Genomic DNA, 14,633 nt, shown 5'->3' with positions numbered 1-14,633 from the left:
GCCTTACCCGACCTGCTAAACTAAAAACGGTAACAGATGTTACCGTTTTGCTTTTACCTTACAGCGCGATATCCGCAACCGGCTTGTTTTCCGGCTGAGGCTTCAGCTCCGCCTTCGGCGCAGCATCCGCAGCCTGCGGCTTCACGTACTGCAGCTGGAGCACACGGCTGGTGTACTCCAGCTCTTGTTCCGTCGCATCCACGTTACCGTTCAGCTTCGTGCCGTAGGATGGAATAATGGTTTTCAGCTTCGCCTGCCATTCCGGGCTGGCGACTTTGTCTTTAAACACTTTTTCCATCAGGTGCAGCATAATTGGCGCAGCGGTAGATGCACCCGGTGACGCACCCAGCAGCGCGGCAATCGTGCCATCCTTATCGCTCACCACTTCGGTACCCAGACGCAGCACGCCGCCCTCTTTCGGATCGCGCTTGATGATCTGCACGCGCTGACCCGCCTGCCACAGACGCCAGTCTTCTTTCTTCGCCTGCGGATAGTACTCTTTCAGCGCCTCGAAGCGTTCTTCATCAGAAAGCATCACCTGGCTAATCAGGTATTTCACCAGGTCGAAATTATCCAGGCCCACGTCCATCATCGGTTTGACGTTAGAGGTGGTGGTCGCGCTCAGCAGATCCCAGAGGGAGCCGTTTTTCAGGAACTTGGTTGAGAAGGTCGCGAACGGTCCGAACAGCACCACGCGTTTACCGTCAAGCATACGGGTATCGATATGCGGGACGGACATCGGTGGCGCACCGACGGAAGCCTGACCGTACACTTTTGCCAGGTGACGGTTCACCACTTCCGGGTTCTCGGACACCAGGAACTGGCCGCCGACCGGGAAGCCCGCGTAGTCGTCAGCTTCAGGAATACCGGACTCCTGCAGCAGCTTCAGCGCCGCGCCGCCCGCACCGATGAAGACAAATTTCGCCTTAATGACGTGCTCGGCTTCATTGTTTTTCAGATCGGCAACCGTCACGCTCCAGCTGTTGTCCGCATTGCGCTTAAAGCCGCGCACTTCGGTGCTGAGCTGCAAATTGAAGTTATCTTTCTTCTTCAGGGACGCCACCAGCTGACGGGTAATTTCGCCGTAGTTCACGTCGGTGCCAATTTCGGTACGGGTCGCCGCCACTTTCTGGTTCGGGTCACGGCCTTCCATGACCAGCGGCGCCCATTCTTTAATCTGCGCGTGGTCTTCGGAGTATTTCATCCCGCGGAACAGGGTGCTCTGCTGCAGCGCAGCGTAGCGCGCGCGCAGGAAATTCACGTTTTGCTCGCCCCACACAAAGCTCATGTGCGGCACGGTATTGATGAAGGAGTGCGGGTCGTGCATCACGCCGCTGTTGACCTGGTGAGACCAGAACTGACGCGAGATCTGGAACGCTTCGTTGATCTCTACCGCCTTCTCGATACTAATGGAACCGTCCTTTTTCTGCGGCGTATAGTTCAGTTCCATGAGTGCCGAATGGCCCGTACCAGCGTTATTCCAGCCGTTCGAACTCTCCTGCGCCACGCCATCGAGGCGCTCGACCATGGTCATGGACCAGTCCGGCTGCAGTTCTTGCAGATAGGTTCCCAGCGTGGCGCTCATGATGCCGCCACCAATTAAAAGGACGTCCGTTTCCTGCTCTTTTGGTGCGTCTGCTTTCGCTGCCATTGAGACGGCGTTGAGCCCGACGGCCAGAGAAAAGAGCATGGCAGTCATTTTTTTCATAATTTATGCCTTAGTGTAAAAGTGCTTGATGCGTGGAAATTGCAGGTGAAAAAAGCTGCGTGGGCACGGTAACAACTTTTAAATATTGTTTAAAGGTTACGAAATTATTGTAATTGTGAAATTTAATGATGGATTGTTTGTAGGGGATTGCGGCGCGCAACTGGTATAAGGAGGAATTTATGGCTACTATGCTGCACTTTGTGATCGCGCGCACGGAAGCCTGCCCTAACCAGCGAACTGTTATGTCCTTACCTCATTCTGCCGTATCCCCTGAAGACAGTGTAGCCAGCGTGCTGCACTCCCCTAAACAACTGGCGCGTGAAACGCTGGCGGGCGTGATTACCGCTCTGGCGCTGATCCCCGAAGTGATCTCATTTTCCGTGGTGGCGGGCGTTGACCCTAAGGTCAGCCTGATCGCCTCCGTGGTGCTGTGTCTTGCTCTCTCCGTGCTGGGCGGTCGTCCGGCGATGGTCACGGCTGCGGCCGGTTCCGTAGCGCTGGTGATTGGCCCGATGGTGCATCAGCACGGGGTGCAATACATTCTTCCCGCCGTGCTGATGGCTGGCGTGATCCAGATTCTGTTTGGCGTGCTGGGCATGGCAAGGCTGATGCGCTTTATTCCCCAGTCGGTGATGACCGGATTTGTTAACGCCCTTGGCATTTTGATTTTCTTCGCTCAGGTGCCGCATTTCTGGAGCCGAAGCCCGCTGATTGTGGGCCTGTTCGTGCTGACGCTGCTGATTGTGCTGTGGGTGCCGCGCTATATTAAAAGCGTCCCTTCCCCGCTGATTGCGATTGTGCTGTTAACCCTTTTCACCGTCACCACCGGTCAGATCCTGCCGACTGTCGGTGATGAAGGCTCAATGACTGGCGGTCTGCCTGGATTTACCGAGCTGCTGGTGCCGCTTAATTTACAGACGCTGAACATTATCTGGCCGTGCGCGTTGAGTATTGCCTTCGTCGGTCTGCTGGAGTCCCTGCTGACGGCAAAACTCGTGGATGAACTGACGGTTACGCCCTCCAGCAAGCGTCGCGAGAGCATCGGACTGGGCGTGGGGAATATCATGGCCGGGCTCTACGGTGGCATTGCGGGCTGCGCGATGATCGGACAAACCATCGTTAACGTGGAGATGGGGAAAGGACGAAGCCGCATTTCAACCATTGCGGCGGGCATCGTGCTGCTGCTCCTGGTAACGGCGCTCAGCGAAGTGATGGCCAAAATCCCTATGGCGGTGCTGGCGGGGATTATGGCGATTGTTGCCGTCAAAACCTTCAGCTGGCACAGCCTTCAGCCCGCCACGATAAAAAATGCCCCGGTTGCCGAAACGGTGGTGATGCTGGTGACGGTAGCCGCCACGGTATCAACCGGCAATCTGGCGGTTGGCGTGCTGGGCGGGATTATCGTCATGACACTGATCCCCGCCCGCATTAAGCGTCGGGTTAAAGCAGAAAAATCGTTGCCAGCCCAAGGAAAATAAAGAAACCGCCGGTATCGGTGATGGCGGTGATCATCACGCTCGACCCCACCGCGGGGTCGCGCCCCAGTTTGGTCATCGTCAGCGGGATAATGACGCCCATCATCGATGCCACCAGCAAATTCAGCACCATCGCCAGCATCATCACGCCGCCTAAGGCCATATCGTCATACAGCCACCATGTGATGCCGCCCATAATGCCGCCCCATACCAGGCCGTTAATCAGCGCCACGCCCATTTCCCTGAAGATCAGAAAGGCGAAGTTACCGGGCTGAATATTTTCCAGCGCCAGCGCGCGGACGATCATGGTGATGGTCTGGTTTCCGGTGTTGCCGCCAATTCCGGCCACAATCGGCATCAGCGAGGCCAGCGCCACCAGCTGCGAAATGGTGTGTTCAAAGCCGTCAATCACACGGGAGGCGATGAAGGCGGTACACAGGTTAATAGCCAGCCAGGCCCAGCGGGTTTTCACCGCCTTACCGACGGAAGCGTGGACGTCATCTTCGGCGCTGATCCCGCCTAGCGCGCGCAGGTCGTTATCGGTCTCTTCATAAACCACGTCAACGATTTCATCGATGGTCAGACGGCCCATCAGCTTGCCAACGGAGTCTACGACCGCCGCACTCACAAGGTCATCACGTTCAAAGGTACGCGCCGCTTTTTCCGCATCGTCTTCCGGGGAGAAGACCATCGGCTCGTTTTCCATCACCTCGCTCACCCGCTGCTGGGCGCTGTTGAGCAGGATGGTTTTCAGCTCCAGCTCGCCAAGCAGGGTTTTATCCCGCGAGGTGACAAACAGCTTATCGGTGTTGTCCGGCATTTTGCCCAGGCGGCGCAGGTAGCGCTGCACGGTACCGAGCGTGACGTCCGGACGTACCGTGATAACGCCGAACTCCATGATCGCGCCGACGCTGTTTTTCTCGTAGTGCATCACCTGACGCACGCGCGCACGTTCATCGGCAGGCAGAGAGGCCAGCAGGCGGCCAGTCAGGTTACGCGGCAGATGCTGTACAAGGTAAATCTGCTCGTCGATATCCAGGGTTTGCAGGGCGTCGAGGATATCCCGATCGCTCATCTCATCGATCAGGTCATCCCAGACGTTTTCCGAGGCTTCAAGCAGAACCTGGCCGCGCTCGTGATCCTGTACCAGGCGCCAGAGGGCGTGACGCTCTTCCGAAGGAAGCGCTTCCAGGGTATCCGCCAGATCCGGCGGCGGTAAATGAGCAACCAGCGCACCTACCTCAGCAATATCGTCGGCTAAGGTGCCGACATCATATTGCTCAGCCAGGGTCAGTTTGCCTAATAACGTAGACGTGACCGCTTTATCGGTCGTGAGAAGCCAGATGAGTCGCGCACGTTCCTGGTCACGCTGCCTGGCGCTGTTTTTCTTTAATACCGACATCAATCATAAATCCATTAAATGAGTTGAGACTAAGCATAGCGCGAGGATATGTAAATAAGAATAAACAGCGAGGCGGGATGGAGAAAAAAGCGGCATTAAGGCCACGATTATCCCCTCTCCCCGTGGGAGAGGGTTAGAGTGAGGGCATCAGGCCGTGCGCGCCACCGCGTCACGCGACGCCGCATCGCGCTCGTCGCCGGTAAGCTCGCTCAGCCTGCCGTCGCGCATCTCCAGCAGACGGTCGGCGTGAATGAAGTAATGATCGTCGTGGCTGATGGCGAAAATGGTCTTGCCCATCTCCTGCATAAGCGGCAGCAGCACCTGATAAAACTCGCGACGGAAGTGCGGGTCCTGATCCGCCGCCCATTCATCCAGCAGGATGATGTCACGCTCTTCCGCCAGCGCCAGCAGCAGCGCCACGCGCTTCTTCTGCCCCTTAGAGAGCTTGAGGTTCAGGATTTTGCCGTCCTGGAGCTCCAGCTTGTGCGACATCTGCAGCTGCGCAAGCCATTTCTCAACCAGCGCCGGATTGGCCTGCTGCCCTTCCGGCCCCAGCAGCTGGTCAAACAGCCAGACATCGGTGAATACCGCTGAAAAAAGCTTGCGGTAATCCTCGGGTTTCTCCGCGCTCAGCGCCTTACCGTCCAGCAGGATCTCGCCCGACTGCGGCTGGTAAAGTCCGGTGAGCAACATCGCCAGCGTGGATTTTCCGCTACCGTTGCCGCCGATGAGAAACAGCAGTTCGCCGCGGTGAATCGTCAGGTTGACCGGTCCCACGGAGAAGGCGTTGTCCTGATAGCGGAACGTCACGTCGCGCAGCTCCAGGGTCTGCCAGTTCGGGAAGGCCTGCGGGCGCGGGAATTCAGCCTTAAATGGCGCCAGATCGAACTTCTTAAGCTTGTTAAACGCCACCTGCGCGCTCAGCAAGGTGGGCAATGCGCCGACGGCCGAGAGCAGCGGCGTACGCAGGAACAGCAGGGTCAGCGAGTAGGTCGCCGCCACGTTGGTGTCCGCCCAGCCCAGGCTGTTCGCCATCCAGAATACCAGGCCAATGGCGCCCAGCATCATAATGTTGGACCAGTTCACCGCGCTCAGGTGGAAGGTATCGGCGCGAATAATGTGGTGCCGGTATTCGCGCGCGTCCGGGATATAGAGGTTATTGAAGATATGCTCGGCACGCTCGCGGTTGAGGGTCAGCTCTTTGCGCCCTTCCAGTACCGTCTGGTAATCGTTATAGAGCTTATCTTCCGTTTCGCGCAGGACCGCCATGTGTTTATAGACGCGCGACACCAGCATGAAACCGCCCCAGATGGTGATGGCAATCCACACCGCGGTCACCGCCAGCATTTTGGTCGAAAGCCAGGCGAGATAGGCCGCCGAGCCAAAGGTCAGGATGATCCCCTGCACCAGCTCCGGCAGGCGGACAAACGCGATGGTAATCGCACGCACGTCGCTGGTCAGCCCCGCCAGCAGGGAGGCGCTGCCGAGCTGCTCCACGCGCTCAACCTGCGTGTCGAGGATCCGCTTGATGAACTCGCTGCGCAGGCGGAAAACGAAATGGTGGCCGAGCGCGGTCAGCGCCAGCTGAGAGCCGAGCGTAACCGCCATCAACAGCAGCAGCAGGCCGAGAAACTCCGGCAGAACCGAGAGTGAGGTATCGACCATTTCGATCAGCCGCACGTTTATAAACGCGATCAGGCCAATACCCAGCGCCGCGCTGGCAAGGCTTAAGGCCATTACGGCAATGAAGGGCCAGCGGTACTGACGCCAGACAAGAAGAAGTAGTTGCATGCAGGCAATCCGGACAATAAAAATCAGCCAGCAGTGTAAACTGCCCTGAGCGGACATCAAGAATAATTCTTATTTTTGTTTGTTCAATCCCGCCTGACGGAAAGTCAGATTATAGCGGTACTCGCCAGTGAGGGGATGAACCCCGGGCTTCAGGGGCTGAATGCCGTGATAGTACAGCCGTGACTCCCTGCCCCACACCACCACGTCGCCGTGCTCCAGCATAATGCGCCTGAGCGGATCGTTGCGGCGCAATCCGCCAAACTGGAAGACGGCGGGCAGACCCAACGATACCGAGACGATAGGCGCGCGCAGATCGGGCTCATCTTTGTCCTGATGCAGGGAGAGCTTCGCACCGATGGCGTAGCGGTTAATCAGGCAGGCATCAGGCCGGAAGTCAGGATAATCCGCCGCCACAGCAGCCTCGTGGCAGAGCGCCTGAAAAACTGCCGGCATCGGGGGCCACGGCCGGCCGGTCGTGGGATCGTTCGGGGCATACACATACCCACGTTCGTTTGTCGCCCACCCCAGTTCGCCGCAGTTGGCCATGGCCACCGACATGGTGTAGCCGCCCGGCGTCACCATATGGCGAAACGGTGAAACCGCCGTGACCTCTTCAATACCGGCAAGCAATGCCGCCGCACGGGAGAGTGCAAAGCGGCGCAGGATAACTGCCCCGGGCGCAAGCGGCTCCTGCCACGGTTCAGCATCCGCAAAAAGATCGAGCATTATCCCTCCCGGCGTTTCGCCTCACGTTTCAGTAATAGCGCTTTTCGCGCCGCCCCCCAGCGATAGCCCGACAGCGCGCCGTCGTTGCGGACCACGCGGTGACAAGGGATCACAATCGCCAGCCTGTTTGCCGCACACGCACCGGCGACGGCACGCACCGCGTTGGGCTGGCCAATCGCCTTCGCCACCTGCTGATAGCTGGCCGTTTCCCCGCAGGGGATGTCACGAAGGGCCTGCCAGACCCGCTGCTGGAACGCGGTGCCGCGTATATCCAGCGGCAGCGCCAGCGGCACCGCGTGGTTATCAATACTGGCAATGACCTGGCTGATACGCTGGGCAAAGGCATCTTCCTGCGGGGCATGCTCCGCGTTTGGAAACAGCGTCGCAAATTCTTCTGCCAGTTTGGTATCGTTGTCGCCCAGCAGTATCGCGCAAATCCCCCGCTCGCTTTCCGCAACCAGGCAGCGTCCCAGCGAACAGTCGCCGATGGCGTAACGCACCGCCACCTCGCCTTTGCGGTACTGCTTCGCCGTCATGCCCAGCGCATCGTTGGCTTTGCGGTAATAGCTGCTGCTGTCGGGAAACCCTGCCGCCAGCACGGCATCGGTAATTTTGTTTCCCTGCGCAAGCGCCGCGCGCAGACGCTGCCCCCGCGCCGCCTGCTGCCAGGCTTTTGGCGTCATCCCGGTGACGGACTTAAACAGCCGGTGAAAATGGAAAGGACTCATGGCGACCTGCTGCGCCAGACCTTCAAGCGTCAGCGCGGAATCCTGCTCCAGAAGGCGACAGGCGTGCTCCACTTTCGCCAGCTTTTGCTGATTCGGATCGCGTTTGTCCGGCATGCAGCGCTTGCACGGGCGAAACCCTGCCTGAACGGCATGCTGGACATCGGGATAAAAGCAGACGTTTTTACGCAGCGCGTGACGGGCGCGGCATGACGGGCGGCAGAAAATCCCCGTCGTCTGCACGGCAAAGACAAACCGATCGTCAGCGCGCGGATCGCGAGCCAGAACGGCCTGCCAGCGATCCTCATCATTCATATAGGTTGGATTTTTCATCATCAGCTCCTCTTACAAGCATACCTTTAGCGTGCCCGAGTGCCAGTGATAAAAAACCCGCAACCTTGCTTTTTAATTTTTGTCGCTCACCAGGAAGCTGTTGAACTGCGGCGAGCTCCAGGTTTTGAACCCGTCGCCCTCTTTAGTGATCATATAAACCGCCAGCCCTTCCTGACGAACCACCTCTTTGGCTTTTTCCGGACCGAGAACCATTAATCCGGTATCCCAGGCGTCGGCTTCCAGCGCAGTCGGCGCAATCACGGTCACCGAGACCAGGTTATGCGTGATGGGACGTCCGGTCAGCGGATCGATCACGTGCGAAATACGCTTCCCCTCGAGTTCGTAATAGTTACGGTAGCTCCCGGAAGTGCTGATGCCGTGCCCGTTAATATCCACAATGGCCTGTACGGCGTTTTGCCGATCGGTCGGTTTTTGAATCGCCACGCGCCACGGTTTACCGCTGGCGTTCATGCCCCGGCTGACTAACGCGCCGCCCACGGAGACCAGGTAGCGCGATATCCCTTCCTGCGTCATCAGCGCGGCAAGGTGATCCGCCGCGTAACCTTCACCTACCGTCGACAGATCGACAAACAGATCGGGGATGTCTTTCTGCAGATACTGCTGGCCGTACTGGTTGATCACCGTCAGATGCTTTAGCCCTGTCCGGGCGCGGGCATCATCAATGGCCGCCTGATCGGGTGTGGTATCCGGCTGTTTGTTCGGGCCAAATCCCCAGAGATTGACCAGAGGCCCGACGGTGACATCCATCGCGCCATTGGTTTTATATCCCACGCGCATTGATTCGGTGACGATATCGGCCATCGCTTCGCTCACCGGCCATAGGGAGGTACTGGTGGAAAGATTAAAGCGCATCAGCGCCGAGTCATTTTTATAGGTTGAGAGCAGCTGGTCGTCGGCGTCCAGCTGAGACTGGATTTTACCGCGAAGTTCATCAGCGCGCGTTTTATCCAGGCCCATCACGCTGACGCGCCAGAAGGTGCCCATCGTTTTGCCTTCGAGCACCGTCGCGGCGGGTGCATCGGTTTTCGCCACGGGCGCGGAATCGTCACACGCGGTCAGGAAAAAAAGCATAGCCAGAAAGCTGGCGCGTAAAAAAGTCATGTCCATTCATTATTATCCTCATGCCAGGGCGGCAAGAGTACACCAAAACGGTTGCATTGTGAGGCCAAAAAAAAGCACAAAAAAGGGGCCTTCAGGCCCCTTAGTCACACGATGACGCGATTAGAACTGGTAAACCAGACCCAGCGCGACGATATCATCAGTGCCGATACCGGCCTGACGGGTGAACTCATTTTCATCAACCAGGTTGATTTTGTAATCCACGTAGGTGGACATGTTTTTGTTGAAGTAGTAAGTCGCACCCACATCAACATATTTCAGCAGATCCTGATCGCCGTAACCTTCGATGTCTTTACCTTTGGACTGCAGGTAAGCCACGGATGGACGCAGGCCGAAATCGAACTGGTACTGAGCAACCACTTCGAAGTTCTGCGCTTTGTTAGCAAAACCGTAAGCGGTAGTCGGGCTGCTGCCGTTAGAGGTACCGAAGCGGGTTGCGTTGTAGGTCTGAGAGTACTGCGCAGCCAGGTAGATGTTGTTGGCATCATATTTCAGGCCGCCAGAATAGACTTCTGCGTGATCGCCGTTACCGTAAACGCCCGGTGCGTTCTGGTCAGCGGTACGTTTGGAGGAGGACATCGCACCACCCACGCTGAAGCCTTCGCCCAGGTTATAGGTTACGGATGCACCGTAGCCGTCGCCGTTCTGTTTTAGCAGGCTGCGTCCACCGACGTTTTCGCCGCTTACGCTACCGTTTTTACCCTGATACTGCAGCGCAAAGTTCAGGCCATCCACCAGACCAAAGAAGTCCTGGTTACGATAGGTCGCCACGCCGTTAGCACGAGACTGCAGGAAGTTGTCTGAGCCGTAGGTATCGCCGCCAAATTCTGGCAGAACGTCAGTCCAGGAAGTTACGTCGTAGATCACGCCGTAGTTACGACCGTAATCGAAAGAGCCCGCTTCAGCGAATTTCAGACCAGCAAACGCCACACGCGTCCAGGACTGGTTATCGCTTTCAGTCGTGTTGCCCTGGATCTGGTATTCCCACTGGCCGTAACCGGTCAGCTGATCGTTAACCTGAGTTTCGCCTTTGAAGCCAAGACGCATGTAGGTCTGGTCGCCGTCAGCACTCTTGTCGTCAGAGAAATAGTGCAGACCATCAACTTTGCCGTACAGATCTAATTTGTTGCCATCTTTATTATAAATTTCGGCCGCATTTGCTGCGCCTGCTACCAGCAGTGCTGGTACCAGGAGGGACAGTACTTTAACTTTCATTTTATTAACCCTCTGTTATATGCCTTATAATTGCCACTGCTTACTGGTTAACCCTCATTAACCAGTCGGCAAATTCATTCTCCGCAAAATTACAGAATAATCCAATGCGAATATGATACGAAAACTTTGAAGATGTTTCATTTATCCATCAACATGTTTCAAAATGTAAATGAAAAGGAACTTTTACAAAGCACAAAAAGCTTAGAAATTTAGCACTTATAATCAAAACGAAAAATGACCCAATACATATCAAAGAGTTAAAATAAAAAACGTTACCGCACTGAATGACAAAACAAGATCGACTCCAGTCTCTAAAATAACTCTCGCTATCATCATTAACTTTATTTATTACCGTCATTCAGCTTTGAATGTCTGTTTATCCCTAATTCAACCGGATGCATCGCATTCGGTTTTTTTTTACCCTTCTTTACGTAACTTTTCCTTTTTTGTGCTACCGCCGCGTAATTGTAACGACTATTAACTAAATTCACGCTCGCCCCTGTACATAACGGAAAAATTCGCTCAAAACTTAATTTCTTGTTAATTCGTGCTATTTTCTGACTAAATTCATTTTTTATTTGTACATGCACTATGTGCTTGTACACATTTAAGGCGTACTTCCTCTCTCGCACGGGTCATCGAAAAAGTCGCTTGTTGAAGGACAGTGGCGCTGGAAATTCAGTTATTACCCTTTATACTGCCCTATCGCCACAGAGCACGACCATCACGGGTTAAAGATATCAATGAGTCAGACTGAAACTACCGCCCAGAGCAAATTCTCCCTCCTGCCCGGAAGCATCACCCGTTTCTTTCTTCTTTTGATCGTGGTGCTGTTAGTCACAATGGGCGTGATGGTGCAGAGCGCGGTTAACGCCTGGCTGAAGGATAAGAGCTATCAGGTGGTGGATATTACCCACGCCGTACACAAGCGCATTGATACCTGGCGCTACGCCACCTGGCAGATTTACGACAACATTGCGGCAGCGCCTGCCAGCTCATCCGGAGATGGGCTTCAGGAGACGCGGCTGAAGCAGGATGTCTACTATCTCGAAAAACCGCAGCGTAAGACTGAAGCGCTTATCTTTGGCTCTCACGACAGCGCGACCCTTGAGATGACGCAGCGTATTTCGACCTACCTGGATACCCTCTGGGGCGCCGAAACGGTGCCGTGGTCGATGTACTATCTGAACGGTCAGGACAACAGCATGATCCTGATTTCGACGCTGCCGTTAAAAGATCTCTCTTCCGGATTTAAAGAGACGACGGTCGGCAGCATTGTCGACTCCCGCCGGGCAGAAATGCTGCAGCAGGCCAACGCCCTTGATGAACGTGAGAGCTTCTCATCGCTGCGCCGGCTGGCCTGGCAGAATGGTCACTATTTTACCCTGCGTACCACCTTTAACCAGCCGGGTCATCTGGCGACGGTCGTGGCCTTCGATTTACCCATTAATGATTTGATCCCGCCGGATATGCCGCTCGACAGCTTCCGTCTGGAGCCGGACAGCAGCACCCAGAACATGCGTGCGGCGTCCGACAAAGAGGCCGCAGAGAGCGTCACCATCTCCTTTAACGGCTCGAAAATTGAAATTGCCTCGTCGCTGAACTCAACCGGCATGCGTCTGGTGTGGCAGGTACCGTTCGGCACGCTACTGCTTGATACCCTGCAAAATATTCTGCTGCCGCTGCTGCTGAATATTGGTCTGCTGGCGCTGGCCCTGTTTGGCTACAGCACATTCCGCTTCCAGCCGGGACGCCAGAGCGACGCGTCTGCGGTCTCCGCAGGCAACACCAACGAGCTGCGCGTATTGCGCGCGCTCAATGAAGAGATTGTCTCCGTGCTACCGCTAGGGGTGTTAGTTCACGATCAGGAAGCGAATCGCACGGTGATGAGCAATAAAATTGCTGACCATCTGCTGCCGCACCTTAACCTGCAAAACATCACCACTATGGCGGATCAGCACCAGGGGGTTATTCAGGCCACCATTAACAATGAACTGTACGAGATCCGTCAGTTCCGCAGCCAGGTGGCACCGCGTACGCAAATCTTCATCATTCGCGATCAGGATCGCGAAGTGCTGGTGAATAAAAAGCTCAAGCAGGCGCAAAGGCTGTATGAGAAGAACCAGCAGGGGCGCGCGGCATTCATGCAGAATATTGGCGATGCCTTCAAGCAGCCGTTAAAAACGCTGGCGACCCAGGCGGCAGCGTTAAACACGTCTGAAAGCCACCAGCTCGCCTGCCAGGCCGACTCGCTGGTCCGCATGGTGGATGAGATCCAGCTGGCAAATATGCTGGAGAATGATTTCTGGAAAGGCACCCCTTCTCTCTTCTCCATTCAGGATCTGATCGATGAAGTGGTTCCGGAAGTCCTGCCCGTAATTAAGCGCAAAGGGCTGCAGCTGCTAATCAACAACCATTTACCCGCCAATGACGAACGTCACGGCGACCGCGAGGCGCTGCGTCGTATTCTGCTGATGATTATTCAGTACGCCGTGACCACCACGCAAATCGGCAAGATCACCCTTGAAGTGAGCACCGACGAGTCGGCGGAAGATCGCCTGACGTTCCGCATTCTGGACACCGGGGAAGGCGTGACGGCGAGTGAAATTGATAATCTGCACTTCCCGTTCCTGAATGACACGCAAAGCGATCATTACGGCAAGGCTAACGCCCTGACCTTCTGGCTGTGCGATCAGCTGGCGCGTAAGCTCGGCGGCCATCTGAATATCAAGGCCCGTGAATCGCTCGGCACCCGTTACTCTCTCCACGTGAAAATGGCCGCCAATCCGCAGGAAGAAGATGAAGAACGCCTGCTGGATGACGTCGTGGTGATGGTGGATGTGACCTCAAACGAGATCCGCAATATTGTGGTTCGTCAGCTCGAAAACTGGGGCGCGGCCTGCATCACGCCGGATGAAAGGCTGGCAAGTCAAGAATTTGATCTGTTTTTAACTGATAATCCGTCTAATCTTACTGCCTCGGGCTTGCTTTTAAGCGATGATGAGTCACGCGTGCGGAAAATCGGCCCTGGCCAGCTGCGCGTCAACTTTAATATAAGCAATGCGATGCAGGAAGCTGTACTACAACTAATAGAAGAGCAGCTGGCGCAGGAAGAGATAACGGAATCCCCGTTAGGCGGTAATGAAAATGCCGAGCTTCACGCCAGCGGATACTATTCCCTCTTTGTTGATACAGTACCAGATGATGTGAAGCGGTTGTATACTGAGTCCGCTGCGAATGATTTTGCAGCGCTGGCACAGACAGCACACCGGCTTAAAGGGGTGTTTGCCATGCTTAATCTGGTTCCCGGCAAGCAGTTATGTGAAACGCTGGAACATCTAATTCGTGAGAAAGATGCCTCTGGCATTGAAAAATACATCAGCGACATTGACGCCTACGTCAAAAGCTTGCTGTAGCAAGGTAGCCTTATACATGAACAATATGAACGTAATTATTGCCGATGACCATCCGATTGTACTGTTCGGTATTCGCAAATCACTTGAACAGATCGAGTGGGTGAATGTAGTCGGTGAATTTGAAGACTCTACAGCACTGATCAATAACCTCCCAAAGCTTGATGCGCACGTGCTCATTACCGATCTCTCTATGCCTGGAGACAAATACGGTGATGGGATCACGCTCATCAAATATATTAAACGTCACTTCCCGGACATCTCGATTATTGTTCTGACCATGAACAACAACCCGGCGATCCTGAGCGCCGTGCTGGATCTGGATATCGAAGGGATTGTGCTGAAGCAAGGCGCCCCGACCGATCTGCCAAAAGCGCTGGCTGCGCTGCAGAAAGGCAAGAAGTTCACGCCTGAGAGCGTCTCTCGTCTGCTGGAAAAAATCAGCGCGGGTGGCTACGGTGACAAACGCCTGTCGCCGAAAGAGAGCGAAGTTCTGCGCCTGTTCGCCGAAGGTTTCCTGGTGACCGAGATTGCCAAGAAGCTGAACCGCAGCATTAAAACCATCAGCAGCCAGAAAAAATCAGCAATGATGAAGCTGGGCGTGGACAACGATATTGCCCTGCTGAACTATCTCTCCTCCGTTACGCTGAGCGCATCGGATAAGGATTGATCCCCCACTGTAAATGCCGGATGGCGCTCACGCTT

10 protein-coding genes are annotated in these 14,633 nt (G+C 55.4%); 3 read left to right on the top strand and 7 right to left on the bottom strand.

Annotated features, from left to right (window positions below; all coding sequences use genetic code 11):
* Positions 1–58: 58 nt before the first annotated feature.
* Positions 59–1,708, bottom strand: coding sequence for a malate dehydrogenase (quinone) (gene mqo / locus IM313_RS17930; protein WP_028013892.1), 1,650 nt, complete (start codon positions 1,706–1,708; stop codon positions 59–61).
* A gap of 188 nt (positions 1,709–1,896) precedes the next feature.
* Here mqo and IM313_RS17925 point away from each other — a divergent pair, with 188 nt between their 5' ends.
* Entirely contained in the window at positions 1,897–3,186 is a 1,290-nt protein-coding gene (locus IM313_RS17925; protein ID WP_192971380.1) for a SulP family inorganic anion transporter, read from the top strand.
* Here IM313_RS17925 and mgtE read toward each other — a convergent pair.
* From mgtE to IM313_RS17895, 6 genes are all read right to left on the bottom strand, one after another.
* Positions 3,149–4,585, bottom strand: a complete 1,437-nt coding sequence (mgtE, locus tag IM313_RS17920; protein ID WP_028013894.1) for a magnesium transporter — start codon at positions 4,583–4,585, stop codon at positions 3,149–3,151. The genes IM313_RS17925 and mgtE overlap by 38 nt on opposite strands.
* A gap of 147 nt (positions 4,586–4,732) precedes the next feature.
* Positions 4,733–6,376, bottom strand: coding sequence for a multidrug ABC transporter permease/ATP-binding protein (locus IM313_RS17915; protein ID WP_192971277.1), 1,644 nt, complete (start codon positions 6,374–6,376; stop codon positions 4,733–4,735).
* A 69-nt stretch (positions 6,377–6,445) separates the two neighbouring features.
* Positions 6,446–7,102, bottom strand: a complete 657-nt coding sequence (gene alkB / locus IM313_RS17910; protein WP_041908975.1) for a DNA oxidative demethylase AlkB — start codon at positions 7,100–7,102, stop codon at positions 6,446–6,448.
* The gene (ada, locus tag IM313_RS17905; RefSeq protein ID WP_192971379.1) at positions 7,102–8,160 is read right to left on the bottom strand and encodes a bifunctional DNA-binding transcriptional regulator/O6-methylguanine-DNA methyltransferase Ada; all 1,059 of its coding nucleotides are present in this window, start codon (positions 8,158–8,160) and stop codon (positions 7,102–7,104) included. Before ada ends, alkB begins: the two co-directional genes overlap by 1 nt.
* Positions 8,161–8,232: 72 nt before the next feature.
* Positions 8,233–9,288, bottom strand: a complete 1,056-nt coding sequence (apbE, locus tag IM313_RS17900) for an FAD:protein FMN transferase ApbE (protein WP_192971276.1) — start codon at positions 9,286–9,288, stop codon at positions 8,233–8,235.
* A gap of 114 nt (positions 9,289–9,402) precedes the next feature.
* Positions 9,403–10,515 (bottom strand): porin OmpC, encoded by a 1,113-nt coding sequence (locus tag IM313_RS17895; RefSeq protein WP_028013899.1) that lies wholly within the window; start codon positions 10,513–10,515, stop codon positions 9,403–9,405.
* 743 nt (positions 10,516–11,258) lie between these two features.
* On the opposite strand from IM313_RS17895, the gene rcsD reads away from it, so the two are divergent.
* Both rcsD and rcsB read left to right on the top strand, forming a co-directional pair.
* On the top strand, positions 11,259–13,931 hold the full coding sequence (gene rcsD, locus IM313_RS17890) for a phosphotransferase RcsD (protein WP_047363050.1): 2,673 nt from the start codon (positions 11,259–11,261) through the stop codon (positions 13,929–13,931).
* A gap of 16 nt (positions 13,932–13,947) precedes the next feature.
* Positions 13,948–14,598: a response regulator transcription factor RcsB gene (gene rcsB / locus IM313_RS17885; protein ID WP_006176468.1), complete on the top strand. Its 651-nt coding sequence runs from the start codon at positions 13,948–13,950 to the stop codon at positions 14,596–14,598.
* Positions 14,599–14,633: the final 35 nt, after the last annotated feature.

The organism is Enterobacter cloacae complex sp. P2B, from assembly GCF_014895985.1.
Lineage (GTDB): Bacteria > Pseudomonadota > Gammaproteobacteria > Enterobacterales > Enterobacteriaceae > Enterobacter > Enterobacter bugandensis.
The sequence above is the reverse complement of the archived record's forward strand: the minus strand, read 5'-3'. Positions and strand labels throughout refer to the sequence as shown.

What these genes read in the sequence shown, in the direction of transcription:
- mqo (WP_028013892.1), bottom strand. Translation starts at nt 1,708, where the DNA reads ATGAAAAAAATGACTGCCATGCTCTTTTCTCTGGCCGTCGGGCTCAAC.
- IM313_RS17925 (WP_192971380.1), top strand. Translation starts at nt 1,897, where the DNA reads ATGCTGCACTTTGTGATCGCGCGCACGGAAGCCTGCCCTAACCAGCGA.
- mgtE (WP_028013894.1), bottom strand. Translation starts at nt 4,585, where the DNA reads ATGTCGGTATTAAAGAAAAACAGCGCCAGGCAGCGTGACCAGGAACGT.
- IM313_RS17915 (WP_192971277.1), bottom strand. Translation starts at nt 6,376, where the DNA reads ATGCAACTACTTCTTCTTGTCTGGCGTCAGTACCGCTGGCCCTTCATT.
- alkB (WP_041908975.1), bottom strand. Translation starts at nt 7,102, where the DNA reads ATGCTCGATCTTTTTGCGGATGCTGAACCGTGGCAGGAGCCGCTTGCG.
- ada (WP_192971379.1), bottom strand. Translation starts at nt 8,160, where the DNA reads ATGAAAAATCCAACCTATATGAATGATGAGGATCGCTGGCAGGCCGTT.
- apbE (WP_192971276.1), bottom strand. Translation starts at nt 9,288, where the DNA reads ATGGACATGACTTTTTTACGCGCCAGCTTTCTGGCTATGCTTTTTTTC.
- IM313_RS17895 (WP_028013899.1), bottom strand. Translation starts at nt 10,515, where the DNA reads ATGAAAGTTAAAGTACTGTCCCTCCTGGTACCAGCACTGCTGGTAGCA.
- rcsD (WP_047363050.1), top strand. Translation starts at nt 11,259, where the DNA reads ATGAGTCAGACTGAAACTACCGCCCAGAGCAAATTCTCCCTCCTGCCC.
- rcsB (WP_006176468.1), top strand. Translation starts at nt 13,948, where the DNA reads ATGAACAATATGAACGTAATTATTGCCGATGACCATCCGATTGTACTG.